Raw genomic sequence first — 25321 nt, 5'->3', positions numbered from 1 at the left:
CGCTCTCTAGTAGAGCGTCATACAATCTAAAGCCTGCCAGCACGTGCTGGATTCTAACCAAGGAGATTTTCATGGATATCGCTACCCTGATCGCTCAGTTCGAAGACTTCAGCACCGTTTTCGGTGGCATCGACGCAATCGTCGGCGGCCTGCAGGATCTCTTCGGCAACGCCGACAAGGGCACCGACGCCGCCATCGACGAGCTCTCCTCCATTGAGGGCATCTTCACCGGTTCCACCATCGGTGACATTTCCTCCAAGTAAGAACTGAGGATCCCGGGTCTTTGACTCGGGATAGCTTTTCTCCCCTTTCGTTAAATCTCTTCTCAACTAAACTAGGAGTCTCACCATGAGCGCAGTTCTTTCCTCCAACTTCACAATCATCTCCGATGTCGTCAACCCGATCATCGATTTCATCGGTGGCATCGTCGATATCCTCAGCGTTCTCGGCTAATTGCCAGACCACGCTAGTTGGCTGGGTTAATCCCGGTTGCTTCGAAAATCCCGACCCCTAGGGGTCGGGATTTTTGGCGTTTCTAGGTGGAGTAGATCCCGCGAATCGGGGGTGGTGAACTGACTGCTCTGCACGCTGAGACTTAGTGGGGGTTAACGGCTAGGATTAGGGCTATGGCTGACCATAAAGACGACGAACTACCCGTCATTGATCTGGCGAAAACTGAAGGCTACGTCGTAGACGACTCTGATGAAGATGATCCGGTACTTTTGCGCCCGGATGGCACCGCAATTGAGACTTGGCGGGAGAACTATCCTTACCAGGAGCGCATGACCCGCGATGAGTATGAAAAGACCAAGCGTGGTCTCCAGATCGAACTGTTGAAATGGCAGAACTGGACCAAAGAAACTGGTCAGCGCCACATCATCCTCTTTGAAGGGCGAGACGCCGCTGGTAAAGGCGGCACCATCAAGCGTTTCAATGAGCACCTTAACCCTCGTGGCGCTCGTACCATCGCCCTCGAAAAGCCCTCCCCGCGGGAATCCACGTCGTGGTACTTCCAGCGCTATATTGCCAACCTGCCGTCTGCCGGCGAGATCGTATTCTTTGACCGTTCTTGGTATAACCGCTCCGGAGTCGAGCGCGTAATGGGTTTTTGTACTGAATCCCAACACGCTGAGTTCCTCCGCGAAGTTCCGATGCTGGAGAATATGCTGCTGGGATCGGGCATCTCGTTGACCAAGTTCTGGTTCTCGGTTACTCGCAAGGAACAGCGCACGCGCTTTGCTATCCGTCAGGTTGACCCGGTTCGCCAGTGGAAGCTTTCCCCGATGGACTTGGCCTCCCTGGATCGCTGGGATGACTACACCCGCGCTAAGGAAGAGCAGTTCCGCTACACCGACACTGATGAGTCGCCGTGGATCACCATCAAGTCGAATGACAAAAAGTGCGCCCGCATTAATGCCATGCGCTACATCCTCTCCAAGTTTGAATACACCAACAAAGACCACGAGCTGGTCGGAGAGCCGGATCCGCTGATCGTGCTGCGCGGCCGTGATCAGATTGGTGATTAGGCTTCTTGCTTAGCCAATGACAAAGACCTTCTCTCCCCAGAATCATTCGGGGAGAGAAGGTCTTTTAGCTTGCCTAGAGTACTAAATCTCTAGCCCTTCCACGGCTCGATCGGGTTGCCCTGCCAGTAGGTGTTGGCGGGAACCTTGTCGCCGCGCATGACTAGGGAACCAGGTGCCACGGTTGCACCATCGCCCAGGTTTGCAGCGGGAAGTGCCACGGAATGTGCAGCCAAGGTAGCCCCGGCGCCGATGGTCACGGTATCCAGGCTCATCACGCGATCCTGGAACAAGTGGGTCTGGACGACAGTGCCAGGACCAACGGTGGCCCCAGCCCCGACGGCACACAGGTCTGTTTCGGGGAACCAATAGGACTCGATCCAGGCGCCACGGCCAATCTTCACACCCAGCGCACGCAACGCCACATTCAGCTCCCCGGAGCCGAGGTTCGGGATGAGGAACCACGGGCCAGCAACAGATTCGACGAAGGCGTCTTGGAGCTCATTGAGCCAGACAAACTCTGACCACAGGGGATGATCGCCTGGCTGATGGCGGCCAACGCAGAACCACTTGACCACCACGGTTAGTCCCATGGCGATCAGTCCAGCGGCCATCAATATCAGTCCGCCGAGCAGCCACGCTGCCCATATTCCCACCTGAACCACCAAGTACTGCAAGGTAGCCAAAGATCCAGCCAGCAGCATCGCTGAAGTTAGCGGGGCCAACAGGCGCATGGTTTCGATGATCCCGCGGAAAATCTTTGGCTTTCTGCCCGGGTGGTAGGTCAAGGCCTCGCCACCATCGGCTTTGACCTGTACTCGACGCATTCGCTCAGGTGGGGAGCCCCACCAGTTGGAATTAGATTTGGCCTTTTTCGGAGTGGAGGAAAGCACCGCAACTAGCGAGTTTTTGGCCAGTTTGCGGCCTGGTCCGGTAATGCCGGAGTTGCCAATGAAGCTTCGCTTGCCCACGCGGGTTTCCCCGGTGACCATCCAGCCACCGCCGAGCTCGTAGCCGCCGATCATCGTGTCATCGGCCAAGAACGCGCCATCGCGAACTTCGGTGAGGGTGGGGATCATGACGGCGGTGGAAATCTCCACGTCCTTGCCAATTTTGGCTCCCAAGCTGCGCAGCCACACCGGGGTGAGCTGGCTGGCATAAAGCGGGAAGAGGTAGGTGCGGGCATCGTCCATCAATCGCTCGATGGCCCACAGACGCCAGCCTTGTAGCGAACGCACCGGGGTCACTCCCGGTTTGAGTCCGATGGAAAGCAGGCGAACTCCGAACCAGGTGCCCAGCAGGTAGGCGGCAAAGGCCACTAGTCCGCCGAGTGGGGCAAAGACTACTGCGCCGAGCATGGGGTTTCCGCCGGTGGCTTCAATGAGGCTGATAACGATGGCTGCGCCCAGTGCGATCGATAGCAATGGGTGCAAGCTCAACAGGATAGAGGTGAACCCATAGATAGGTACCCAGCGGGAACGGCGATGTGGGTGTTCCTCAGGGAAGCGGTGCTTGGAGCGGCCAACCTTGACCGCCGGGGAGCCAGACCACCGTGCGCGGGCTTTGATTGGTTTGGCAGCGGTAACCGTTGAACCAGCCTCGACATGAGCATCGGCGCCAATAACAGCACCGGGCAGCAGGGTGGATCGGGTGCCCACGCGGGCAGATTCGCCGATCTCGATTGCTCCGACATGCACAATGTCTCCGTCGACCCAATAGCCGGATAGATCCACTTCGGGCTCAATAGAGGCATGAGAGCCGAGGGTGAGCAGTCCAGTTACTGGGGGCAGGGAATGCAAGTCAACTTCTTTGCCTACGGACACACCCAGGATGCGGGCATAGTAGTTAACCCAGGTGGCTCCGGCGATAGACCTGGATCCGGAGGCATCGGCCCAGCGTTCAGCGGCCCAGATGCGCAGGTGAGTGCTACCACCTCGGCGATAGTCGCCAGGAGCAATTCTGGCGGTCAGGAGGCGAGCGCCGAGCGCGCCGATGGGCAGACGTCCGATCGGGGTGGCAAAGATGACTACCAGGGCAATGACTATCCACCACGGGGTGTGAACAGCCCACTCAACTCCAGCCAAATCGGCGAGGTTTCCGCCCAAAAGCAACCAGGCCAGCCAGCTAGTGGCGGTCAGCGTCATGGTGAGCACCTGGATGCCGACTTGAGCCACGCGGGTGCCCGCTCCAACTGAGCTCACCTCGCGGGTTGGGGTGGGAGTGGCATCGTCTAGCGAAACTCCAGAAGAGCTGGCAATGGCTTCGACCGTTTCGGCCAATGCACCAAGGCGCGGATGATCGTAGAGGTCACGCACGGCCACGGTGGGGACTTGATCGCGGATGCGTCCTACCAGGGTCGCCGCTGCCAAAGATGTGCCGCCGAGGGAGAAAAAGTCGGCGTCGGCATCGGATACCGAGGTGCCGAGCACGTCAACCCACAGCTCAGCGAGCCAGTTCTCGGTCGAGGAGAGGCCGGTGGCTTCCACTCCGACTCCGGGCAGTGGCCAAGGCAGAGCCTTTTTGTCCACTTTGCCAGAGGTACGGATGGGTAATTCATCCAGCACTGCGATGCGGGGAACCAGTGCTGCGGGCATGGTCTCTGCCAGGTGTGCATGGGCTGTGTCGTGGTCAAAGCCCACGGTCGGGTCATCCAAGGAAACGTATCCGACGAGGACTTTCTGGTCCGCCCCAGTGGTTTGTACCGCTACTGCCGAGTTATAGACATTGGGCAGGGAAGCGACGTTGGACTCCACCTCACCGAGTTCGATGCGTCGGCCGCCGATTTTGACCTGATCGTCGACGCGGCCGACGAAATATAGGCCATCTTCTTCCAACCGCACATGATCTCCGGAGCGATAAGCACGTGACCAGCCAACGGTGGGTAGCGGAGCGTATTTCTCCGCGTCTTTGGCGGGGTCGAGATAACGAGCCAGGCCGACGCCGCCGATGACGAGCTCGCCTACTTCGCCCACTTCGACTGGCTGCCCCTCGGTATCAACCACGATGAGGTCCCAGCCTGCCAGCGGTAGGCCGATGCCTACCGGCCGGGAAGGATGCAATTGAGCAGCGGAAGCTACGACGGTTGCCTCAGTGGGGCCGTAGGTATTCCACATCTCACGATCTTCAGTGGCAAGGCGCTCTACCAACTCTTGGGAGCAAGCCTCGCCACCGACAATGAGTAGCCGGACGTTATCGAGGGCTTCGGCCGGCCACAGGCCAGCCAGTGTTGGGACCGTGGATACGGCAGTAATGTCCCGGCGAATTAGCCAAGGGCCAAGGTCCATGCCGGAGCGCACTAGCGACCGAGGCGCTGGTACCAAACAAGCACCGTGGCCCCAGGCCAGCCACATCTCTTCGCAACTGGCATCGAAGGCTACCGAAAGACCAGCGAGCACTCGATCATCTGGGCCCAGCGGGCCGCCGGGGGAGTTGACCAAGAACAGCTGTGCCTCGGCATCGACAAAGGCAGCCGCCGATCGGTGGCTCACGGCCACGCCCTTAGGCTTGCCGGTAGAGCCGGAGGTGAAAATAATCCAGGCGATGTCATCGAGCATGGGGCGCCGGTTATCCCCGCCGGGGCGAGGGGCCAGCATTCGAAAGCCCTCGGCGGTGAATACGCCGTTGATATGAGCTTCACCGAAGACCATTTCGGCGCGCTCATCTGGGTCATCGGCATCGACGGGCACATAGGCTGCGCCAGCCGCGATCGTCGATAAGATCGCAATATAGAGATCGCGAGTACCAGAGGGCATCCGGATGCCGATGCGGTCACCGCGGCGAATACCGTTTCGGTGCAGCTCCACGGCCCAGGCGTGGACCTCCTCCATGAGCTCGGCATAGGTGAGGATCTCGCCATCGTCGATGGCAGCGGCCTCGGGGTGCTCAGCCGCGGTGGCCGCGAGTATCTCGTAGAGCGTGCGCTTGGCAGGGGCTTCTCCCGCGCGCAGATACTGGCGCGGAACATTATGCAGGGACACTATAAATCAGGCCCCCTTGAGCTGGTGGGTATCGGAGTCGTCGCCATCTGGATGCTCAGTGGTTAAAACGGCCACGGTGAGCTTGCGTAGATGCTTGAGCTGCTTCTTCGATGATTCATCGAGCGCGTCATGCTCGGCTTCGGCGACCAATTCAGCCAGCGTGGAGTGCGTTTTAGCGCCCTTTTTCGTGGCGGAGACAATCTGGCGGCGGCGATCTCGTGGATCACGCTCGCGCTTGGCCCAGCCACGCTTCTCCAGCGAATCGATCAATCGGACCATGTCCGAAGCATCGATCCCGAGCAGCTCAGAGAGCGCGGACTGGGAGGCTGCATCCCGATCAATAACGCAGGTGAGTACCCAGTATTCCCGCAGGGTGGTCTCGTGGGTGGCAAGAGCGGCCTCTACTTCATCGCGGGTGCGACGGCGAAGCCGTTCGAGCTGGAAGCTAGGGGATTCGAGCAAAGTGGTGGGAACCGCATCGGCTCCATTGGGGGCATCAACCTTGTCAGACATGCCTCTAATGGTAGCCGCATACGATAGAAAGGTTAAATCATGGGCGATCTCCCACTAATTTTTAGCGGGTCTCGCTATCAAGATTCCATCGGCAGGCCAGCTGCGCGCCATGCGTCGGTGCCCCCCTCGACGTTGATGGTGTCGAAGCCGCGGGATTGCTCCAGGTAGCTGCATGCCTGGGCCGAGCGGCCACCGGACCGGCAGATCACATAAATATCCTGATCCGGATCAATCTCGTGGACTCGACCCACGAACTCTGACAAGGGGAGCAACTTTGCCCCAGCGGCATGGTCGGCGGCGTACTCATCGGCCTCACGGACGTCGATCAGCTGAGCATTGGCGGGCACTTGCTGGACAGTGACAGATTTCATGGCAATGATCCTTCTATTCGGCGTGGTGGGGATGGCGTTCGCGGAGATTTCGCCCTGCTGAAAATTATATTCACTTGAGTCAAGCGGTGGGTAGGGCCTGCCTGTTATTGCCCCCATACAGCGAAAAACCGCACCACCGGCTAGCTCGGTGATGCGGATTCAATAAAAGACTTAGGGCTGGTAGCGCTTAATCGAGTCGGCCAAGATCTGCTCGGCCTCTTCGCGGTTGCCCCAGCCTGCGCCGGTAACTTCCTTGTTCGGCTCGAGATCCTTGTAGTGAACGAAGAAATGCTCAATCTCATCCCGGGTGAACGCGGAGATGTCCTCGATATCCTGGAAGTTCTCGAAGCGCGGGTCATCGAGAACGCACAGCAGCTTGTCGTCGCCGCCAGCTTCATCGGTCATCTTGAACACACCGACGATGCGAGCCTTAACTACCACGCCTGGGAAAACCGGCTCCGGCAGAATCACCAGGGCATCCATCGGATCGCCATCTTCGCCGAGGGTGTGCTCGATGAAGCCGTAGTCTGCCGGGTAGGCCATCGGGGTGAACAGGTAGCGGTCGAGATAGACACGGCCGGTCTCGTGATCAACCTCGTACTTGTTGCGGGAGCCCTTCGGGATCTCGACGATGACTTCAACCTGCATGGAGTGTCTCCTTAAACGATGGAATGCGGCGGGAATGACAGCTATCTTACCGCCTGTCAGCGCCGAGTCGTTGCGGGCATCGGTCCGGACAGTAGTCTGTGGAGAATGAGTGGAAAGAAGCTGTGGTGGTCGGTCAGCGCCGTAATCGGTGCGATCGTGGTTGCCAGTGTGGCAACCATTGGTGTCGCGACCCAACAGCACTATGCAGATCTGTCCCATGACCCTGCCTTTAGCGTGGCGGACTCCGCGCCGGTGTTGATCCCGGCGGATGCTGAAAACGGCGTCGATAATGCTGCGTTGGCCGCACGCCTAGATCAGCTGGTGACCCCAGATTTAGGCACCTTGCACGGCCAAGTCACCGACACCGTTACCGGGGAGACTGTGTGGCAGCTCAACCCAGATGCACCTTTGCAGCCAGCCAGCTCCACCAAAATCCTCACCGCAGCCGCAGCAATCCATGAACTTGGGTTAGCAGATGTGCTCACCACTGAGGTAGTCACCGGCGAAGAACCCGGGACCGTAGTCATCCGGGCAGCAGGAGATGTCTGGCTGAGCAACGAGCAGATTACTGAGCTGGCAGAAGACATCGGATCAGCAGAGAATGTCCTCATTGATACCTCTATCTGGTCCGGAGACCTGCTCTTGCCGGGTTGGGACGCACTAGATGTCGATGGTGGCTATGTCGCCCCGCTCGAACCTGCCATGCTCTACGGCGCCCGTATTGATGACACCGAGGGAGACGTTCCGCGTTCGCACACCCCAGCTCTCGACGTCGCTAGTGCCCTTGCTGCAGAAGTTGGGGCCGACACTGTGGCCGAAGGTGTTGCTCCAGCTGATGCAGAAGTAGTAGCCAGCACCGAGTCCCCGAGCTTGGGTGCGCGCATCGGGCAGATGTTGGAGACCTCCGATAACGTCATGGCCGAAGCCATTGGTCGGGAAGTGGCACTGCACCGCGGTGATCTTGAGACTGCTAGCGGGGCGCAAGCTACCCAAGCCACCCTTGAGGTTTTAGAGGAGAACGGATTTGATACCTCCCGAGTGGAGCTGTCGGATAATTCCGGGCTGAGCACCTTGAATCTCATCACTCCGAGCTTGCTCGATGACATCCTGCACGATGCTGCTGCCAATGACACGCTGCGCCCGATGCTGGCCGGGCTGCCGATCGCTGGCGGCTCCGGCACATTGACAGACCGCTACCAAGATCTTTCCGGCCGCGGTTGGGTGCGCGCCAAGACTGGCACCCTGACTTCGACGTCTGCTTTGGCCGGCGTAGTCACCGCCGAATCCGGCCGGGTGTACTCATTCGCACTGCTGTCTAATGGCTCCAATGTCACTGCTGCTCGCGCCGGGTTGGATCAGTTCGCCTCGGCGATTCGGGAGTCCTAGATGCCGCGGCGAATCGGCCAGCTAGACCTGCCCCGTTCTAGCCCGCACTTTCTCGCTTGTCGACGGGCCGTGCGCACCTATCTCAGCGATGACCTGGTCGTTGTTGGGCTATCCGGGGGACCCGATTCTCTGGCGTTGACTGCCGCAGCGCTGGCTGAAGGCGTCAACGTGTGCGCCGTGGTGGTAGATCATCAGCTACAGCCTGGTTCTGCTGAGGTCGCGGCCCAAGCGGTGGCTCAAGCAGAGCTCATGGGCGCTATTGGCAGGGTAAAAACCGTCGAGGTACCCCACCAAGGAAGCCTGGAAGCCCAAGCTCGCAGCGTCCGCTATCAAGCACTGCACCAGGTGGCCGACGGGGGACAAGTCTGGGTTGGCCACACCGCCGATGATCAGGCCGAGACGTTGTTGCTCGGAGCATTACGCGGCAACCCAGCAGGCATGAGTCCACGGACCGGGCAGTTAATTCGCCCTTTTTTGGGCATCCGAAGAGCTGACACTTTAGGGGCCTGTGCCGAATTGGGATTGATTCCCTGGCAGGATCCCCACAACTCCAACCCGGCTTTTCGACGCGTCGCTATCCGCACTCGCGTGCTGCCCCTGTTGGCTGAGATTCTGGGCGGAGATGCCGCTGACCCCCTTGCTGCTGCCGCCGCCAGAATTGCTGCTGACCAGGAATTTCTTGAAAAGCTCGCAGGGGAGCCCACCGATGATTGTGCGGAGTTGGCAACTCAACCGGGACCTCTTCGCCGACGAAGGATCGCTGCCTGGTTACGGGGACGGGATCTGCGGGTCACGGCGGCGTCGATAAGCGCGATAGAGGCGCTGTGTACCGATTGGCACGGCCAAGGCGGGGTAGCCGTGGGCGGTGAGGGGGACAGAAGGTTGGAAGTGACGCGCTCTAATGGCAGACTGACACTATTCCAGGAGCCCTAGGAAAGGTGTCATAACCATGCAGGACCACAAGGACTTCACCGTCCCCGCCAACAGCTACGGCAGCGACGTTGAAGCAGTGCTCATCAGTGAAGATGAGCTCAAGGCCCGTGTGAAGGAACTAGCTGCTAGAGCAGCCGATACCTACCGCGATGCAGACGAAGACCTCATCCTGGTGTGCGTGCTGAAAGGTGCGGTATTCTTCCTCACTGATTTCGCCCGAGAATTGGATATTCCCTCCCAGATCGAGTTCATGGCGGTGTCCTCCTACGGCAACTCCACCAACTCTTCCGGCGTCGTGCGCATCCTGAAAGACCTGGACCGTGATATCGAAGACCGTGATGTGCTCATCGTCGAAGACATCATTGACTCCGGTTTGACCCTGTCTTGGCTCATCCGCAACCTGCGCGGACGCAATCCCAAGTCCCTCGAGGTAGTTACGCTGCTGCGCAAGCCTGAGGTGGTTAAGGCGAAGATTGATCTTTTCGATGTCGGTTTTGATATTCCCAATGAGTTCGTCATCGGCTACGGCCTGGATTACGCCGAGCGCTACCGCGACCTGCCCTATGTGGGCACCTTGCATCCGTCGGTCTACGCAGATAACTAAACTCATTGCCCAGCTGGGTGGAACTAGAAGCGCATCTGGCGCGTTGTGTAATAACAACTGACTGACCGTTGTTTATCCGGACACGAAAGGCACGGGTCGCGGGCGGGCCGATAACTCTGCCCAGCGACTGTCATCTATGAAGAACAAGAGAATCCTCCAGATCGGCCTGATCGCAGCGGTCGTCCTCATTTCCCTGTTCGTGTTTACCCTGCTCACGGACGACACTCGTTCGTTCCAACAGGTCGACACCTCGGTTGCTGTCGAGCAGCTTGAAGATGGCAATGCCGCCGTCGTGCAGATCGACGACCGTGAGCAGCGCGTCCGCATCGAATTACGCGAACCCATCACCGTTGAAGAACAAGAAGGGGTCGAGGAGATCATGGCGGAATACCCCGCCAGGACTGCTCCGCAGATTTTCGATAACGTTCAGTCCTCTGGAGCAGATAGCTACTCCACCGAGGTCACTGAAGACAGCTTCCTCATGGGAATGCTCAGCTTCCTGCTGCCGATGCTGTTGCTGTTTGGCCTGCTGTTTTTCTTCCTCACCCGGATGCAATCTGGTGGCGGAATGTTTGGCATCGGCGGCTCCAAGCACAAAGAGCTCACCAAAGATATGCCCAAGAACACCTTCGCTGACGTAGCCGGCGCGGACGAGGCAGTCGATGAGCTGCAAGAGATCAAGGATTTCCTCCAGGACCCGACTCGTTACCACGCACTAGGTGCCAAGATTCCGCGCGGTGTGCTGCTCTATGGCCCGCCCGGCACCGGTAAAACGCTCTTGGCCCGTGCCGTGGCCGGCGAAGCTGATGTTCCGTTCTACTCCATCTCCGGTTCTGATTTCGTGGAGATGTTCGTTGGCGTGGGTGCTTCGCGCGTGCGTGACCTTTTCAAACAGGCCAAAGAGAACAGCCCCTGCATTATCTTCGTCGATGAGATCGACGCAGTTGGTCGCCAGCGCGGATCCGGCACCGGCGGCGGGCATGACGAACGTGAACAGACCCTCAACCAGTTGTTGGTGGAGATGGACGGCTTCGGCGACCGTGAGGGTGTCATTCTCATGGCGGCAACCAACCGCCCCGACATCCTTGACCCAGCGTTGCTGCGCCCAGGCCGCTTCGACCGCCAAATCCCCGTGACCGCTCCTGATCTAAGCGGCCGCGAGCACATCCTCAATGTTCATGCCAAGGGCAAGCCCTTAGGCCCCGATGCTGACCTGAACTCACTGGCCAAGCGCACTGCCGGCATGTCGGGCGCAGACTTGGCCAACGTCCTCAACGAGGCCGCACTACTTACTGCACGCATCGGCGGCACAGTGATTACTGCCGATGCCCTGGAAGAGGCCACCGACCGAGTAATCGGTGGACCTCGTCGGTCCAGCCAGATCATTTCTGAGAAAGAAAAGAAGGTCACTGCCTATCACGAAGGCGGGCATACCCTGGCTGCCTGGGCGCTCAAGGACATTGAGCGCGTCTACAAAGTGACCATCTTGGCCCGTGGCCGAACTGGTGGACACGCCATGACCGCCTCCGAAGACGATAAGGGCATGTACAACCGCGATGAGCTTTTCGCTCGCTTAGTCTTTGCCATGGGCGGACGCGCCGCTGAAGAACTCGTCTTCGGTGAGCCCACCACTGGTGCTTCCTCAGATATTGAGCAGGCCACCAAGATCGCTCGATCCATGCTCACCGAATATGGCATGTCGCCCAGCCTGGGTGTAGTCAAATACGGCCAGGAACAGGGAGATCCCTTCTCCGGCCGTGGCGGTGGCGGAACCTTGGAGGTTTCTCCGGCAGTAGCTGCCAAGATTGATGAAGAGACCCATCGCCTGCTTGAAGATGCTCATCAGCAGGCCTATGAAATTCTCCGCGATCACCGCGATTATCTTGACCGCCTAGCTGAGAAGCTCCTGGAGAAAGAAACCCTCCGACGGCCAGATCTTGAGGTGCTCTTCGACGGCATCGAACCGCGCGAAGCGCATGACGTATTCCCTGGTGAAAACGATCGCTTCTCCCGCCAATTCGGCCGCGAACCAGTGAAAACTCCAGTGGAGCTGGCATTGGAACGCGGCGAGGAACCGCCGAAGCGTTACTCGCTGTTGCAGGCATCTCAAGACGCCCGCGCCAAGCGTGAGGCTGAACTAGCAGCTGCCAAGGCTAGCGAAGAAGGTTCTTCTGCCAGTGGCGGGCAGCACCGCCAAGATGAGAAAGAACCTGCTGTTTCGACGGCTCTGGGATCCGGACCGCGCTACGGTGGCACCCCGCCGCCAGCCGACTGGAAAGTCCCCGGCTGGCCGCCCAACAACAATCCCTATGCCAGCACTCCGGCACAAGCCAAAGAAGAACACCCAGGGATGAAAAACTACGGGCTGGCGGAACCTCAGCGCGCTGAAGATCCGCCCACCGAGGTCATCGGGTTTCGCCTGCCAGATCATGAGCAGCCGGAGCGCAACGCGGACGTCGATAAGGATTCTGCGACGGACATCATCGAGCGTCCCATGTCTGATTCCGCTGACAATGTAGACATTGCTGACGAAGACTCCTCCGAGCATCCTTCGGATGATCAATCCACACAGACTCCCAAGGAGCAGTAGATGAGCCAGGAGATGGTTCCCGACAAGGTATTTGACCAGCCACGGGCGGAGGCTGCTATTCGTGAGCTACTTATCGCGGTGGGAGAAGACCCCGATCGGGAGGGGCTCAAAGAAACCCCCGCTCGAGTAGCCAAGTCCTACCGAGAGATCTTCGCAGGTCTGCACACCGATCCCACGCAAGTGCTGACCAAAACTTTCGCCGAAGATCATCAAGAACTCGTCCTCGTCCGAGATATTCCGATCTATTCCACCTGCGAGCATCACCTCGTACCTTTCTATGGAGTGGCGCATATTGGCTACATTCCCGGGGCTAATGGGCAGGTCACCGGTTTGTCCAAGCTGGCACGCCTGGCTGATATGTACGCCAAGCGCCCGCAGGTGCAGGAGCGTTTGACCTCACAGATTGCCAATGCACTGGTCAACGTCCTTGGCGCCCAAGCAGCCATCGTGGTGATCGAATGCGAGCATCTGTGCATGGCCATGCGTGGAATCCGCAAGCCTGGTGCCACGACCACTACTTCGGCGGTTCGGGGCGGGTTCAAGACCAATGCAGCCTCCCGTGCCGAGGTTCTTAGCCTCATTCGCGGATAGGAGAATCACGATGGGCGCGGCAGAACTCAGCGTTCCGGGACGCTGCCTGGTGATGGGCATCGTCAACGTCACCGAGGATTCATTTTCCGACGGTGGGCGCTGGCTTGATATTGATGCCGCAGTCGCCCATGGCCGCGAGCTGGTTGCTCAAGGAGCCGACATTATCGATGTGGGCGGTGAGTCCACTAGGCCTGGAGCTACCCGGGTTCCAGCAGAAGTAGAGCTTTCTCGGGTGACTCCAGTCATTCGGGCGCTGAGCCAAGAAGGTATTCGCACCTCAGTAGACACGATGCGGGCAGCCGTGGCACACGGCGCTGCAGTAGCTGGGGTCTCGATGATCAATGATGTCTCAGGTGGTCTCGCAGATACCCAGATGTACCAAGTGATGGCAGATTCTGGCTTGCCGGTCTGCCTCATGCACTGGCGCACTCTCCACTTTGGAGATGCCTCCGGAGTAGCCGAGAACGGCGGCGATGTCGTCCAAGACGTCCGCCGAAGCCTCGAAGAGCTGGTCTCTGGCGCACTCGATGCGGGAGTCACAGAAAGCAACATCGTGCTGGATCCAGGTCTAGGATTCGCCAAATCCCGCGAGGACAACTGGGCCCTGCTGAACTCACTACCGATCTTTATCGACGGCCCGTTCCCGATCTTGGTCGGCGCCTCCCGCAAACGCTTCCTCTCTGCGGTGCGCTCTGACCGCGGACTGCCGGGTGCGCCAGCAGATGCGGACCCGGCTACCGCGGCGGTCACCGCTATTTCGGCACAGATGGGTGCTTGGGGAGTCCGCGTACATAATGTGCCCGTTTCCCGGGATGCGGTCGATGTGGCCGCAGCCTGGCGCCAGGGAGGTCTTTAACATGGCTGATCGAATCGAACTACGTGGACTGGAGTGCTTCGGCTACCACGGAGTATTTCCTGAAGAAAAGCGTGAAGGTCAGACCTTCTTGGTGGATCTGGTCTGTTGGTTAGATACCGCCCCGGCGGCCGCGACCGACGACCTGAACTTAACGATCAATTACGCGGAGCTCGCGGAACTGGCCATTTCGGTGATCTCTGGGGACTCTCGGGATCTCATCGAGACCGTTGCCGCGGAGATCGCTGATACCGCATTGAATGACTTCTCCTTGCTGCATGCGGTCGAGGTGACGGTGCACAAACCCTCTGCCCCGATCCCACATACCTTCGCTGATGTAGCAGTGGTTGCGCGTCGTTCCCGCCGTGGGCGTGCCGCACAAGGTGGCCTCTGATGCGGGCAGTGCTCTCGATTGGCTCAAACATGGCAGATCGGTGGGCGCTCTTGGAGACCGTCGCCGAGGAATTCGCCGCAGAGATCATCGCCTCCTCGCCGGTGTTTGCTACCCCTCCGTGGGGGGTCATTGATCAAGGAGATTTCCTCAACGCTGTCCTGATCGTTGAGGTCAATCAAACTCCCCTGGAACTGCTCAGACGCGGCCAACGCCTCGAAGAAGCCGCCGATCGGGTCCGTATTCGCCGCTGGGGCCCGCGGACCTTGGACGTGGATGTGGTGCAGGTGGTCCTAGATGGCCAAGAACTTTGTTCTACAGATCCAGTGCTTACTCTTCCTCATCCACATGCCCATGAACGGGCTTTCGTTTTGGTTCCCTGGTTGGCGGCTGATCCGGTGGCCAGCCTGCGGGGACTATCGGTGGCCGAACTAATCTCCGGTTTAGATCCACAAGAAGTAGAAGGCGTCCGTGAGTTGGGTCGACTCGAGGACGGCGAACCCAGATGAATCAAACCTCGGTGCCTGGACTCTTGGCTGCTGGAGGCTTCTGCGCTGCCTTCATGGCGGTGTTCACCTGGGGGTTTTATGGTTCGATGTCAGGTATTCCCATAGCCGTGTCAGTCACGTTGTGGGGCATGACGGTGGTTTGCGTGATCTTGGCCCGAAAAGTTCGTGGCCGGGTGGAACGCGGTGAGGTCGGACAAGATCGCAGCCAACTCAGTCCGATGACAGTCGCCCAGTTTGTGGTCATTGCTAAGGCTTCTGCGTGGACCGGGGCGATTGTCGGCGGCGCATATCTCGGCATCGGCGTTTATGTCATTCCCCGAGTCGGGCAGTTAACCGCAGCGTCGGATGACCTGCCCGGAGTACTGGCTTCCGCACTCGGCGGGATCTGTCTATCGCTCGCTGGACTCTATCTGGAAAAGCAATGTGAGACACCGCCACCTACCGATGGGGAAGCGGTTGGTTAGAGTAGAGCATATGAGTGCCGACAATCCTTCAGGGCAAACAGATCGAGGTCAGATCCTCCTGATCGTGCTCGTTGCCCTCGCCCTAATCGCGAGCGTGGTCATGCTCTTTAGTGGAAGCGATGGGGCCCTGAAATTAGCGCTGCTGGCTGCACTGTGGGCAGCCATCGTTGGCTCTTTCCTCGTGTTCCGCTATCGCACCACCGCGGAGGCTGCTGAGGCCGAGCTCGAACACCAAGAAGAGCTCCACCGTGCGGAATTAGAAAAAGCTCAGCTCCAGCAGCACGTGGAGGAAAGCGACGCAGAGCTGAAGGTGCGAGAGACCCAGGAGGAAAACGATTCTGAGGTACTCGCAGAGATTCAGCGCGAACTGACTTTGTTGCGTACCCAACTCGAGCAGTTGGCCGGCCGAGAATTCGGCTATGAGCCGGCAGCGCTTCGGGCAGAAGCGCGTCGTGTCGTGGAGTTAGAACAGGCAGGAAAACTAGGCTCAGACTGGTTCGATGATGAAGACGATGACGGTGAGGCCGTCATCCCCGAGCCAGTGTTGGGAAGCGAGAATAAATTCTCTGGTGCGCCTTCCCCAGATGCCATCGCCGGTCGCTTGGGCCAGCAAGAGCCTTCTAAACCCCAGCTCAATCCGCTGGCGGATCTTATCGCTGAGAACCTGCGTCGGACCGAGAAGGAAAAAGAGGTCAGCTTGGATAAAGAACCCGCGCTGACTGATTTCGTGACCCCTGCTCAAAGCGATGAGAAAATCACGCCGAAGGCCCCAGCTGCGGAAAAGAAATCGGACAAAGAATCGAAGTTGCGCTCTTTCGATACCGGTTCTTTCCAGACAGTCTCCTGGGATCAAGGCGGAGCAGGCAAAAGCCGGGCAGCCCAAGTCAAGGCTGAACAAGAGCAATCAGAAAAGCCTGAACAGCCGGCCAAGAAGGACACCTCAACCAAAGAGTCTGTTGCAGAGGAGACCCGTCGTGGTCGGCGTCGCCGAGATGAGCACAATGGTGCGCTCTCGGTCGCCGAATTGATGGCGCGCGCCCGAGCAGGCGAGGATAAGTGATGCGAGCCCCCCGCATGCGGGTGGGCGTGATCGGAGATCAACTCGACGAAGACCTGCCAGGCCAACTGAGGGCTCTGGGCCATGAAGTCTCTGTTTCCGAAGGCGCAACGCTAGCTGACTCAGAGCACTTCGATCTGATCGTGATCGAAGCCGGAGAACAGTCACTTCCTGATCTAGTCGACGACTTGGTACCAACTGTGCGCCGTGGACAAATCTATCTGCACACTTGCCTGGCACATGGAGTGCAAATCCTTGACCCGCTGGAGACCTCTGGCGCAGTGGTGATCGCAGCAGCCAGGCTAGGAGCGCAGCGGTGGGCAGTCACCACCGTCGACGAGCTTGGTCAGACTATCGCTGAGCTATTGATCGGCGAATTGGGTGGCAGCGTAGTTGAGATCAGAGATAATCAGCGGCTCCAGCTAGCAGCTTCGATGACCTATCTCAGCTCTGCTGCAGCTCTCCGCGATGATGCACACAAGCTGCTCGACGCCGCGATCGGGGGCATCGCAGACTCCGCGGAAATTGCTCGTTCGGCGCAGGGAGAACGCAGGCTTCCGGATATCGGTGGCCCGGCAGGCTTGGCGGCACAGTGGAGAAGCATCCAAGAGCCTGGTCGCGCTAGAGCATTTAGACAAGCCCTCCGTCGTGCGGCGGAAATAACACAAGCTGATGACGTGGAGTTGTGGGCAATTCAAGAGGAGAAGCTGTGAGTTTTGAAGCAGGCAAGGCAATCGCTGTCGACCAACAGCAGGTAGCAGTGCTATCGCGCGCTATGCGACGCACCGGCCGTCCGGTCGTCCTGGTCCCACTCGGGGAAGGCTTGCACGCAGGCCATGTGGCTTTGATTCGGACCGCTCGCCGCATCCCGCGCGCAGTGGTCATCGTGGCTTGGTCTGGCGAGGAGATCCCCGCTGCTTTCGCTGAAGAGAAGGTCGACGCGGTATGGCGCTATCGCTCTGAGCAGCTGTGGCCCAAGGGACTGCGCACCCTTATCCAGCCGATGGATCTAGATTTGGAGCCAGTAGCAGATATTGCCCAGGCGTTAACTCTGCAGCTGAGCTTGATTAACGTCGTGGCACCCAGCGATCTCGTATGCGGGGAGAAGGACTACCAGCAGTTGCGCTCCCTCCAGCACGCACTGACAGATTTACATCTGCCGGTCACCCTCCACGGTGTGCCCACGGTGCGGATGCCCAATGGGTTGGCCATCTCTTTGCGCAACGAACGGGTAGCGGTAGCAGAACGGGATAAGGCGCTGGTGCTAGCTGCGGCGCTGACAGCTGGTGCGCACTCCGCCGAGCATGGTGCAGAAGCGGTGTTAGCCATAACTAAACAGGTTCTTGACACAGCTCAGATCACCCCGGAATACCTGCAGCTTCGCAGCCTAGACTTGGGGCCTGCTCCTGAGATTGGAGATGCCCGACTCTTGGTAGCCGCAGAGATCGGCGGGGTCCGGCTCACCGATAGTGTCGGCCTGCCATTAGGCATCGGATTCCGAAACCTGGAACAAGGGCAAGTCGAGCAACTTAACTAAGCAACCGAGCGAACTCAGCGACCTCGCTGGCCCCGGCTACATCGGAGCCCAGCAGCGGAAGCTGGACCACCGGTACCTTCTTGAGCGAGCCTGACAAGGTAGCTAGAACATGGTCTTCGAGAGCGCGCCTGCCGGCCAAAAATTCACCTTGGTCGGCAGGGGAGCGGCGGTTGACTACTAATCCGCCCACGCGGACCCCAGAAGAACGCAATTCCTCAAAGAACTCTCCGGTTTCTAGTACCGGCAGCCGTTCGGCAGTAAGCACGATGAAAAAGACACACTGCTCTGGATCCGTCAGCACTGAACGCAAAGCCTGAAAACGCTCGCGCCGGGCTAGTAGCAGTGACCGCAATTGTTGATTGCGGCGATCTACCGGATCAACTGCTCCCGATACTGAACGATCTCGGCCAGTAGGGCTGAGACCACGTACCACCGCACTGAGATGCTCAGAGCGAGAGCGTCGGTCCAACAACCCATCCGTCCACGCTGCCATGAGCTCCGGCAGGGCCATCAGCCTAGAAGTGTGGCCAGAGGGCGCAGTATCGAATACCACGTGATCATAGGAACCTGACTCTTCCACCACTAGGGTGGCGATGCGTTCGAGGATCGCAGCTTCATGAGTACCAGGCGACTGCGCAGACATTTCTAGATGCTTGGACACTTCTCCATGGAGGTGCTCAGGCATCATCGCCCGCATGGTATCGCCGACCTCTTCGAGGTGCTGGCGGGTCGTGGCCGCCGGATCCAATTCGATGACGTCGAGGTTTTCGGAAACACTAGTGACAGTGTCGCCGATGCGGCGTTGCCAAAGATGGCCCAGGTTGTGGGCTGGATCAGTAGAGACCAGCAAAACTCGCCGGCCAGCAGCCGCCAGCGCGGTAGCGGTGGAGGAGGCGACGGTAGTCTTGCCTACTCCGCCTTTGCCACCGAAAAAGACCACGCGGGTAGTGCCGATCAGATCTAGCAGCATTGAATGTTCTCCAGAGGTGAGTGTTCCATGCCCATCCGCAGATGCCAGGAATGGAAATCCTCGTAGATGATAGGCAGCAATTCCAGCGTGTAGTAGCTCGCCGGGTTGGGCACGCCGAGAGCCTCGGACATCACCAACATCATGAACAGGTCGTCTTCCTGCTGGCGAGCCTTAATGAAGGTCGCCCGGTACGGCCCGGCGTAATACTCAGTCAGGCCGTCAGTGAAGGATCGAACCCGGTCGCGAAAGGACATAGCTAGGACTTCTGTTCGACCGGGGTCTGGCTGGGGGCATCGGTGTCAGAGTCCGACCACACGACTGGCGGAGCTTGTCGTGCGCGGTTCGTGGCAGCAAAAGCTTCGACCGCGACCCAGATGGCAGAGATGAGGATGATGACATCGAGTGCCAGCAGTAGCCAGCTTTGGGTATCCCAGAACTGTCCGAGCTGCACAATCGCGCCCCATAGAGCCATGGTGAGCACGAAGACCAAGGGGATGAGAACCGGCCAGATGGGTCGGCGCAGGCTGGTGAGGATGACACAGACGATGGAGAGCGTCAACGCGGCCATGAGCTGGTTGGTCGTGCCAAACAGCGGCCAGATGAGCATACCGCCGGAACCATCGCCGCCAGCGGAGAAGGTCAAGCTGACGCCGACCACGATGACGATGGCGGTAGCTACGATTCCGGAGAGCTTAACGCCCACGATCTCGCCAATTTCTTGAACAACGAAGCGTTGGAGACGAACACCGGTGTCCATGGTGGTGGCTGCGAAGAGTACCGCCATGGTGGCCAAGATCGTGGCAGACAGTGAAGACGGGATGCCCAGTCCTTCGTTGATGATGCTGCTGCCGCCGGAGACGAAGGCATTGACTCCACCCTGGTTGAAAGCAGTATAGATAGCTTCCCAGTCTGCCAAGGTGCGGAAACCAGCAGTGGTGGCGATGATGGTGCCCAGAGCGAGCAGCCCTTCACCGACCGCGCCGAAGTAGCCGACGAAACGGGTATCGGTTTCTTTATCCAACTGCTTGGAAGAAGTACCGGAGGCTACGACGCCGTGGAAACCAGAGATGGCACCGCAGGCGATGGTGACAAACAGCAGCGGGATCATCGACGGGGTGCCATCGGGGAGGTTGGTGTTGATTGCCGGGGCTACCAAAGTTGGGGTGGTGATCAAGAATGCGGCGTAGAGGATGCCCAGGCCGACAAAGAGCTGCAGGCCGTTGATGTAGTCACGCGGCTGAAGCAAAACCCACACCGGTAGCAGTGAAGCGATGGCGGCGTAGACGAACAAGACAACAATCCAGAAGGCGTTGGGGCTGAGACCCAGGGTGCTTTCCGGCAAGACGATGGGGAACTGGTCGCCGATGAGCATCAAGGTGTAGAGGGCGACGACGCCGACCACGGAGACGATCGGGAGATTCCACTTGAGGCGGTAGATAGCCTGACCGATAAACAGAGCGACGATGATTGCGCCCCAGGTCGGGATCACCGCGGTCGGAGTGGAGACCAGCAGGTTGGAAATAACCACAGCGAAGGCTGCGACGACCATCAGCAGTAGCAAGAAGATGATGATGAGAAAGAGGTTGCGTCCGCGGTTGCCGATGTAGCGACCGGAGAGGGTGCCAATCGACTGGCCTTTGTGTCGCTGGGAGGCCCATAGTGCGCCCATGTCGTGCATGCCGGCGATGAATACGGTGCCAATGGTGACCCAGAGGAAGGCCGGTAGCCAGCCCCAGATCACGGCAACAGCGGGGCCGACGATGGGTGCGGCCCCGGCCACGGAGGTGAAATGATGTCCCCATAGGACGTATTTGTTGGTGGGGACATAGTCGACGCCGTCGGACATCGTGTGCGCCGGAGTCTCGTAGGTTTCCGAGAGTTGGTAGATCTTGCTACCCAGGAAACGGGAGTAAAGGAAATAACCGCCGACCATCATGCCGACGCCAATGACGACGAGAACTAGTGAGTTCATAGGGGTCCCTTGAATGAGTGAGAATTGGGAAGGCAGACAGGCAATATGTGGTGGCCCACCCGCCGGTTGTGCATCGTAATCCACCTCACTATTCCACGGCGAGTGGGGTAAGTCACGTTAGGGTGGAAAATTTGGGGGGCCAATCCGGAAATCCCCACCGTGCCCGACTGAGTATTGGTCGGCGCATGGGTAGCTGGGTGCTGGGGTAGCTCTCTGAGGTTCGGTCTTGATGCACTATCCTTGGACCCCGTGAGTGACGCAAAGAATCCCCAGGCATCCAAGGCCAACTCCGGCACCGATCTTCCCGAGCAGCTGCGTATCCGCCGCGAGAAGCGCGCCCGCTTGCTGGACTCGGGTAAAGACCCCTATCCAGTAACCGTCGACCGCACGATTTCGCTCCAGCAGCTGCGCGAACGCTTCGTTGCGCTCAAGGAGGGGGAAGAAATCACTAGGCAGCCGGATGTTACCTATCTAGAATCAGGCCAAGAAACTGACGTTGAAGTGGCAGTGGCCGGTCGGCTGATTTTCATGCGCAACACCGGCAAGCTGTGCTTTGCCACCTTGCAAGATGGTGACGGTACCCAGCTGCAGGCCATGCTCTCGCTTGCGGCCGTTGGCGAAGAGGCCTTGGCCTTATGGAAGGCAGATGTCGATCTTGGCGATTTCGTCTCCGTGCGCGGTCGGATCATCTCTTCCCGCCGTGGTGAGCTTTCCGTCATGGCTGATTCCTGGCAGATGGCCTCGAAGTCCTTGCGTCCGTTGCCAGTCTCTTTTGCTGAGATGAATGAAGACAGCCAGGTGCGCTACCGCTACACCGATCTGATCGTGCGCGAGCAGGCTCGCAATAATGCACTGACCCGGATCAAGGTCATGCGCGCTCTGCGCCACTACCTAGAAGGTAAAGATTTCCTCGAGGTTGAGACGCCGATGTTGCAAACGCTGCACGGCGGCGCCGCAGCCCGCCCGTTTGTCACCCGTTCCAATGCGCTAGATATTGATCTCTACCTGAGGATCGCACCTGAGCTATTCCTCAAGCGTTGCGTCGTCGGTGGCATCGATCGAGTATTCGAGGTCAACCGCAACTTCCGCAATGAGGGCGTGGATTCCACCCACAGCCCAGAATTTGCCATGCTGGAGACCTACCAAGCGTGGGGTGACTACAACGACGGTGCTCGGTTGATCAAGGGGCTGGTTCAATCAGTAGCCCTTGAGGTATTTGGCTCAACCACCATCACTTTGGCCGACGGTACTGACTATGACTTGGGCGGAGAGTGGCAAGAACTTGAGCTCTATCCCTCTCTCAACGAAGCCCTAGCGCGCAAATTCCCTGGCCAGCCAGAGGTCACCATTGATTCCACAGTCGAGGAACTCAAGTCGATTGCTGAGGTCATCGGACTCGAAGTCCCGGCCAAGGGTGGCTGGGGTCACGGCAAGCTAGTGGAAGAGATTTGGGAGGAGCTATGCGCAGATCAGCTAGATGGGCCGATTTTTGTCAAGGACTTCCCGATTGAGACTTCCCCGTTGACCCGTCAACACCGTTCCAAGCCCGGTGTCACTGAGAAGTGGGACCTCTATGTTCGTGGCTTCGAACTGGCTACCGGCTACTCCGAGTTGATCGACCCGGTTATTCAGCGAGATCGATTTGAAGATCAGGCCCGTTTGGCCGCTGGCGGAGACGATGAAGCCATGGTCCTAGATGAGGACTTCCTGCGTGCCATGGAGCAAGGAATGCCACCGACCTCCGGTTGCGGCATGGGTATCGATCGTCTCCTCATGGCGTTGACTGGCCTGGGGATTCGGGAGACCGTCTTGTTCCCCATGGTCAAGCCGGAGCAGAACTAAGCTAGATTTTTGAGGCAGATTTTTTGGGAGCCTCTCGGTGCGATGCTGCCTAGTTATTCGCGTTAGTTCACATCAAGGGATATTCTTGCCTTCCTTCTGATTCGACTACATCGATGACGTAAAAACACCGAGAGGCTTCTGCGCGTGAGCTCAACTGCACCTGAACGTACCGAGAAGCTTTCTGCTGAGGTGAAAGTCATTCTCATCGTGCTGATTGCATCAGCACTGGTGATGTTTCTGAATGAGACAATTTTGTCGGTCGCACTACCGACGATCATGGTGGATTTTGATATTCCCGCCAGCACCGCACAATGGCTCACCACTGGATTCATGCTGACCATGGCGGTGGTCATCCCGACCACCGGCTGGGTCCTCCAGCGCTTTTCCACCAAATCGGTGTTTACGGTCGCACTGGCGAGCTTCCTTGTCGGAACTATCGTGGCAGCGGCGGCGCCAGTGTTTGAAGTGCTGCTCCTTGGGCGCATTGTTCAGGCATTCGGCACGGCATTGATCATGCCGCTCCTGCTGACCGTGGCGATGACCGTTGTACCGGGCAACCGTCGCGGATCGGTGATGGGGCTGATCTCCATTGTCATGTCGGTGGCGCCAGCTCTAGGGCCGACAATTTCCGGTCTGATCCTCAACAGCCTGTCCTGGCATTGGTTGTTTTGGCTGGTAGTGCCGTTGGTGATTCTCGCTCTAGGAGTGGGTAGCTTCTTTATCGGCAATATCGGTGAAACCGCCAAGGTTCCGCTAGATCCAACCTCAGTTGTTCTGGCCACAGCTGCCTTCGGTGGTCTGGTATTCGCTCTTAGCTCCATCGGTACTGATCCCACGATGGCAGCTGTTATTGGTCCGATCGCAGTGATCTCCTTGGCAGTGTTCGTAATACGCCAGCTTCGGTTGGAAGATCCGCTGCTGGATTTGCATCCCTTCGGAATCCGGAACTACACGCTTTCAGTGTTGCTCGCACTGCTGGTGATGGGCACCCTGTTGGGCGTGGTGATGGTGTTCCCGATCTATCTGCAAACCGCGATCGGACTGAGTGCATTGGGCACTGGCCTGTTGGTGATGCCAGGCGGGCTGCTGCAAGGAGTGCTGGCCCCGTTTATTGGCCGGCTCTATGACTCCGTTGGACCTCGGCCATTGGTCGTTCCCGGGGCTGTCATGTTGGCTGCATCGGTGTGGTGGATGACGCTTCTCGACGTCGATTCCTCCATCGGTTTGATCATCTCGATGTACCTAATCTTCTCTTTGTCGCTGGCATTTTTGATGACACCGTTGATGACCACCGCACTGGGCAGCCTGCCGAGATCCCTCTACGGGCATGGCTCCGCAATTTTGAATACCTTGCAGCAGCTGGCTGGCGCAGCAGGTACAGCAGTGCTGATCACCGCGCTATCGGTTGGCACCCAGCAGTCCCTAGACCAAGGAATAGGGATTGAACAAGCCACCGCTGATGGTGCACATACAGCTTTCCTGATCGCCGGAGTCTTGGCGGTGTTAGTGCTGGTTATTAGTCCGTTGATTACCAAAGTTCCCCGGGACTATCGAGAAGAATCGATAGAGGTTGAAGCCGGAACGAATTGAGCGTATTCGACGAAATCTCCGGAACCGATGTAGATGACCTGCACGACCACAAGCATGGTAAAAGCGCTCAATAGGAACTTGTCAGCTGGACCGGAGGCTCGGACCCGCAACGGTTTGGGCAGTCCCGCGTTCCACCATCTGCGTCCGCGAAATCTAAGCAGTGGAGCAAATAGTGGAATGCCATGTTTGGTGATGAAGTCGCCTGCTAGATGCGCCAACACTCCGACCGTCACAGCTGAGCCAAGAACTAGCCCGGAGGCAGTAAGCGGCACATAGCGCCAAGCTCCATAAGCCAGTAGGGCAGCTAGCGCAGTGACCAATACCCACTCCTTTTTCTTCGACCATTCGGGAAACAATCCGCGAATAGCCAGCGCCAAGAATACGAAGAGCAATCCGATAGTGGCGGGCCTGCCAAAAGCTGAGATTAATGGCGCGGCGACGGCGCCTGCCGCTAATGCGAACCACAGAGTGTGGGTGACTGTTCGATGGCCGTTGCCACAGCGTCGATCTTTTGGTCCTCGAGTGAGGTTGACCAAAAATTGGGAGACGTTTTCCACCAGATGCGACAACATTTGGGAAACTGGGCCAAAAGATCTCGAAACCGTGGCCTGAGGAGAATCTAAATCGGGCAGGAGAGCAGCTCCTGCCGCGATACCAGCGAACACGAAAGCTTCTTGGGCGGAGGAGACTCCGCCCCAGGATGCCGGCAAGAGTTGGGCGACGGCCAATCCTGCAGCTGCTCCACTCATTGCGTGGGTCGGGCCCATCACCATGTTTTCTTTATCCCTTCGACGCGTGACCCAAAATTCTTGCTGCAACACAAGGAAATCTACCCTGTCCCGCAAACCTGTTCGATACTAGCTAGGTGGGCGGTGTCCGGGTGTATTGGGGATTGCTTGGGCAGCTATCCCAATGGCTTGGGTGGACCAGGCCAGTGGACAAGCTGGACGGAGGGGCTTCTCAATGGGGCTGGGTTTGGGGCAAATAGTGCGTGTTCGCT

The 25321-nt window shown here is 58.5% G+C and carries 24 protein-coding genes; 16 read left to right on the top strand and 8 right to left on the bottom strand.

The window, feature by feature from the left end; translation table 11 throughout:
• The first annotated feature begins 71 nt into the window (after positions 1-71).
• A complete protein-coding gene (locus C5L39_RS00530) occupies positions 72-263 on the top strand; it encodes a hypothetical protein (protein WP_123046941.1) in 192 nt (63 codons plus the stop codon).
• Between the two features lie 363 nt (positions 264-626).
• Complete coding sequence (gene ppk2, locus C5L39_RS00525) at positions 627-1526, top strand: polyphosphate kinase 2 (protein ID WP_123046940.1); 900 nt, start codon at positions 627-629, stop codon at positions 1524-1526.
• An 89-nt stretch (positions 1527-1615) separates the two neighbouring features.
• Here the strand turns inward: ppk2 and C5L39_RS00520 are convergent, their stop codons facing one another.
• From C5L39_RS00520 to C5L39_RS00505, 4 genes are all read right to left on the bottom strand, one after another.
• Positions 1616-5500 carry a Pls/PosA family non-ribosomal peptide synthetase gene (locus C5L39_RS00520; RefSeq protein WP_123046939.1) on the bottom strand — a complete coding sequence of 1295 codons (3885 nt, stop codon included), beginning with the start codon at positions 5498-5500 and terminating at the stop codon, positions 1616-1618.
• 6 nt (positions 5501-5506) lie between these two features.
• Complete coding sequence (locus C5L39_RS00515) at positions 5507-6013, bottom strand: MarR family winged helix-turn-helix transcriptional regulator (protein ID WP_123046938.1); 507 nt, start codon at positions 6011-6013, stop codon at positions 5507-5509.
• Positions 6014-6090: 77 nt separating this feature from the next.
• Positions 6091-6384 carry a rhodanese-like domain-containing protein gene (locus C5L39_RS00510; RefSeq protein WP_123046937.1) on the bottom strand — a complete coding sequence of 98 codons (294 nt, stop codon included), beginning with the start codon at positions 6382-6384 and terminating at the stop codon, positions 6091-6093.
• A 171-nt stretch (positions 6385-6555) separates the two neighbouring features.
• Positions 6556-7032 carry an inorganic diphosphatase gene (locus C5L39_RS00505; RefSeq protein ID WP_123046936.1) on the bottom strand — a complete coding sequence of 159 codons (477 nt, stop codon included), beginning with the start codon at positions 7030-7032 and terminating at the stop codon, positions 6556-6558.
• A gap of 105 nt (positions 7033-7137) precedes the next feature.
• Between C5L39_RS00505 and dacB the strand changes: the two genes are divergently transcribed.
• The 12 genes from dacB (at position 7138) to C5L39_RS00445 (ending at position 17947) form a co-directional block, all read left to right on the top strand.
• Complete coding sequence (dacB, locus tag C5L39_RS00500) at positions 7138-8418, top strand: D-alanyl-D-alanine carboxypeptidase/D-alanyl-D-alanine endopeptidase (protein WP_123046935.1); 1281 nt, start codon at positions 7138-7140, stop codon at positions 8416-8418.
• Entirely contained in the window at positions 8419-9351 is a 933-nt protein-coding gene (gene tilS, locus C5L39_RS00495) for a tRNA lysidine(34) synthetase TilS (protein WP_123046934.1), read from the top strand. It begins immediately after the preceding gene.
• 16 nt (positions 9352-9367) lie between these two features.
• Positions 9368-9955 carry a hypoxanthine phosphoribosyltransferase gene (hpt, locus tag C5L39_RS00490; protein WP_123046933.1) on the top strand — a complete coding sequence of 196 codons (588 nt, stop codon included), beginning with the start codon at positions 9368-9370 and terminating at the stop codon, positions 9953-9955.
• 136 nt (positions 9956-10091) lie between these two features.
• Positions 10092-12545, top strand: coding sequence for an ATP-dependent zinc metalloprotease FtsH (gene ftsH / locus C5L39_RS00485; RefSeq protein ID WP_123046932.1), 2454 nt, complete (start codon positions 10092-10094; stop codon positions 12543-12545).
• Entirely contained in the window at positions 12546-13136 is a 591-nt protein-coding gene (gene folE, locus C5L39_RS00480) for a GTP cyclohydrolase I FolE (protein WP_123046931.1), read from the top strand. It abuts the gene before it with no gap.
• A 10-nt stretch (positions 13137-13146) separates the two neighbouring features.
• Entirely contained in the window at positions 13147-13992 is an 846-nt protein-coding gene (folP, locus tag C5L39_RS00475) for a dihydropteroate synthase (RefSeq protein WP_123046930.1), read from the top strand.
• A 1-nt stretch (position 13993) separates the two neighbouring features.
• Positions 13994-14383 (top strand): dihydroneopterin aldolase, encoded by a 390-nt coding sequence (gene folB / locus C5L39_RS00470; protein ID WP_123046929.1) that lies wholly within the window; start codon positions 13994-13996, stop codon positions 14381-14383.
• Positions 14383-14889, top strand: a complete 507-nt coding sequence (gene folK / locus C5L39_RS00465; protein ID WP_123046928.1) for a 2-amino-4-hydroxy-6-hydroxymethyldihydropteridine diphosphokinase — start codon at positions 14383-14385, stop codon at positions 14887-14889. The genes folB and folK overlap by 1 nt, the downstream gene beginning before the upstream one ends.
• Complete coding sequence (locus tag C5L39_RS00460; protein WP_123046927.1) at positions 14886-15353, top strand: DUF3180 domain-containing protein; 468 nt, start codon at positions 14886-14888, stop codon at positions 15351-15353. The genes folK and C5L39_RS00460 overlap by 4 nt, the downstream gene beginning before the upstream one ends.
• 10 nt (positions 15354-15363) lie before the next feature.
• On the top strand, positions 15364-16413 hold the full coding sequence (locus C5L39_RS00455; RefSeq protein ID WP_123046926.1) for a DUF6779 domain-containing protein: 1050 nt from the start codon (positions 15364-15366) through the stop codon (positions 16411-16413).
• Positions 16413-17123: a 6PGD fold domain-containing protein gene (locus C5L39_RS00450; protein ID WP_123046925.1), complete on the top strand. Its 711-nt coding sequence runs from the start codon at positions 16413-16415 to the stop codon at positions 17121-17123. The genes C5L39_RS00455 and C5L39_RS00450 overlap by 1 nt, the downstream gene beginning before the upstream one ends.
• Complete coding sequence (locus C5L39_RS00445; protein ID WP_245974825.1) at positions 17120-17947, top strand: pantoate--beta-alanine ligase; 828 nt, start codon at positions 17120-17122, stop codon at positions 17945-17947. The genes C5L39_RS00450 and C5L39_RS00445 overlap by 4 nt, the downstream gene beginning before the upstream one ends.
• Here the strand turns inward: C5L39_RS00445 and C5L39_RS00440 are convergent.
• Genes C5L39_RS00440 through C5L39_RS00430 form a run of 3 tightly spaced genes read right to left on the bottom strand, consistent with a single transcriptional unit; the run spans position 17940 to position 20889 of the window.
• Complete coding sequence (locus C5L39_RS00440) at positions 17940-18917, bottom strand: ArsA family ATPase (protein WP_123046924.1); 978 nt, start codon at positions 18915-18917, stop codon at positions 17940-17942. The genes C5L39_RS00445 and C5L39_RS00440 overlap by 8 nt on opposite strands.
• The gene (locus C5L39_RS00435; RefSeq protein ID WP_123046923.1) at positions 18908-19171 is read right to left on the bottom strand and encodes a cory-CC-star protein; all 264 of its coding nucleotides are present in this window, start codon (positions 19169-19171) and stop codon (positions 18908-18910) included. Before C5L39_RS00435 ends, C5L39_RS00440 begins: the two co-directional genes overlap by 10 nt.
• Before the next feature lie 2 nt (positions 19172-19173).
• Positions 19174-20889, bottom strand: a complete 1716-nt coding sequence (locus C5L39_RS00430; RefSeq protein ID WP_123046922.1) for a carbon starvation CstA family protein — start codon at positions 20887-20889, stop codon at positions 19174-19176.
• Positions 20890-21129: 240 nt separating this feature from the next.
• Here C5L39_RS00430 and lysS point away from each other — a divergent pair, with 240 nt between their 5' ends.
• Positions 21130-22731 carry a lysine--tRNA ligase gene (lysS, locus tag C5L39_RS00425; RefSeq protein WP_197714689.1) on the top strand — a complete coding sequence of 534 codons (1602 nt, stop codon included), beginning with the start codon at positions 21130-21132 and terminating at the stop codon, positions 22729-22731.
• 138 nt (positions 22732-22869) lie between these two features.
• A complete protein-coding gene (locus C5L39_RS00420) occupies positions 22870-24321 on the top strand; it encodes an MDR family MFS transporter (RefSeq protein ID WP_425453830.1) in 1452 nt (483 codons plus the stop codon).
• On the opposite strand, the gene C5L39_RS00415 is transcribed toward C5L39_RS00420, so the two are convergent.
• Positions 24279-25094 carry a metal-dependent hydrolase gene (locus tag C5L39_RS00415; RefSeq protein ID WP_123046920.1) on the bottom strand — a complete coding sequence of 272 codons (816 nt, stop codon included), beginning with the start codon at positions 25092-25094 and terminating at the stop codon, positions 24279-24281. The two genes, C5L39_RS00420 and C5L39_RS00415, sit on opposite strands and share 43 nt — an antisense overlap.
• Positions 25095-25321: the final 227 nt, after the last annotated feature.

The sequence above is a fragment of the Corynebacterium alimapuense genome, from assembly GCF_003716585.1.
In the GTDB taxonomy this organism is placed as follows: domain Bacteria; phylum Actinomycetota; class Actinomycetes; order Mycobacteriales; family Mycobacteriaceae; genus Corynebacterium; species Corynebacterium alimapuense.
Note: the sequence above shows the minus strand (reverse complement) of the source record. Positions and strands in the feature narration are given on the sequence as shown.

Bases quoted from the DNA above. Each gene is read 5' to 3' on its own strand.
- folB (WP_123046929.1), top strand. From the start codon at position 13,994: ATGGCTGATCGAATCGAACTACGTGGACTGGAGTGCTTCGGCTACCAC.
- C5L39_RS00440 (WP_123046924.1), bottom strand. From the start codon at position 18,917: ATGCTGCTAGATCTGATCGGCACTACCCGCGTGGTCTTTTTCGGTGGC.
- C5L39_RS00530 (WP_123046941.1), top strand. From the start codon at position 72: ATGGATATCGCTACCCTGATCGCTCAGTTCGAAGACTTCAGCACCGTT.
- dacB (WP_123046935.1), top strand. From the start codon at position 7,138: ATGAGTGGAAAGAAGCTGTGGTGGTCGGTCAGCGCCGTAATCGGTGCG.
- folK (WP_123046928.1), top strand. From the start codon at position 14,383: ATGCGGGCAGTGCTCTCGATTGGCTCAAACATGGCAGATCGGTGGGCG.
- C5L39_RS00505 (WP_123046936.1), bottom strand. From the start codon at position 7,032: ATGCAGGTTGAAGTCATCGTCGAGATCCCGAAGGGCTCCCGCAACAAG.
- C5L39_RS00460 (WP_123046927.1), top strand. From the start codon at position 14,886: ATGAATCAAACCTCGGTGCCTGGACTCTTGGCTGCTGGAGGCTTCTGC.
- hpt (WP_123046933.1), top strand. From the start codon at position 9,368: ATGCAGGACCACAAGGACTTCACCGTCCCCGCCAACAGCTACGGCAGC.
- C5L39_RS00435 (WP_123046923.1), bottom strand. From the start codon at position 19,171: ATGTCCTTTCGCGACCGGGTTCGATCCTTCACTGACGGCCTGACTGAG.
- ftsH (WP_123046932.1), top strand. From the start codon at position 10,092: ATGAAGAACAAGAGAATCCTCCAGATCGGCCTGATCGCAGCGGTCGTC.
- C5L39_RS00515 (WP_123046938.1), bottom strand. From the start codon at position 6,013: ATGTCTGACAAGGTTGATGCCCCCAATGGAGCCGATGCGGTTCCCACC.
- C5L39_RS00450 (WP_123046925.1), top strand. From the start codon at position 16,413: ATGCGAGCCCCCCGCATGCGGGTGGGCGTGATCGGAGATCAACTCGAC.
- C5L39_RS00430 (WP_123046922.1), bottom strand. From the start codon at position 20,889: ATGAACTCACTAGTTCTCGTCGTCATTGGCGTCGGCATGATGGTCGGC.
- folE (WP_123046931.1), top strand. From the start codon at position 12,546: ATGAGCCAGGAGATGGTTCCCGACAAGGTATTTGACCAGCCACGGGCG.
- tilS (WP_123046934.1), top strand. From the start codon at position 8,419: ATGCCGCGGCGAATCGGCCAGCTAGACCTGCCCCGTTCTAGCCCGCAC.
- folP (WP_123046930.1), top strand. From the start codon at position 13,147: ATGGGCGCGGCAGAACTCAGCGTTCCGGGACGCTGCCTGGTGATGGGC.
- C5L39_RS00510 (WP_123046937.1), bottom strand. From the start codon at position 6,384: ATGAAATCTGTCACTGTCCAGCAAGTGCCCGCCAATGCTCAGCTGATC.
- ppk2 (WP_123046940.1), top strand. From the start codon at position 627: ATGGCTGACCATAAAGACGACGAACTACCCGTCATTGATCTGGCGAAA.
- C5L39_RS00455 (WP_123046926.1), top strand. From the start codon at position 15,364: ATGAGTGCCGACAATCCTTCAGGGCAAACAGATCGAGGTCAGATCCTC.
- C5L39_RS00415 (WP_123046920.1), bottom strand. From the start codon at position 25,094: ATGGTGATGGGCCCGACCCACGCAATGAGTGGAGCAGCTGCAGGATTG.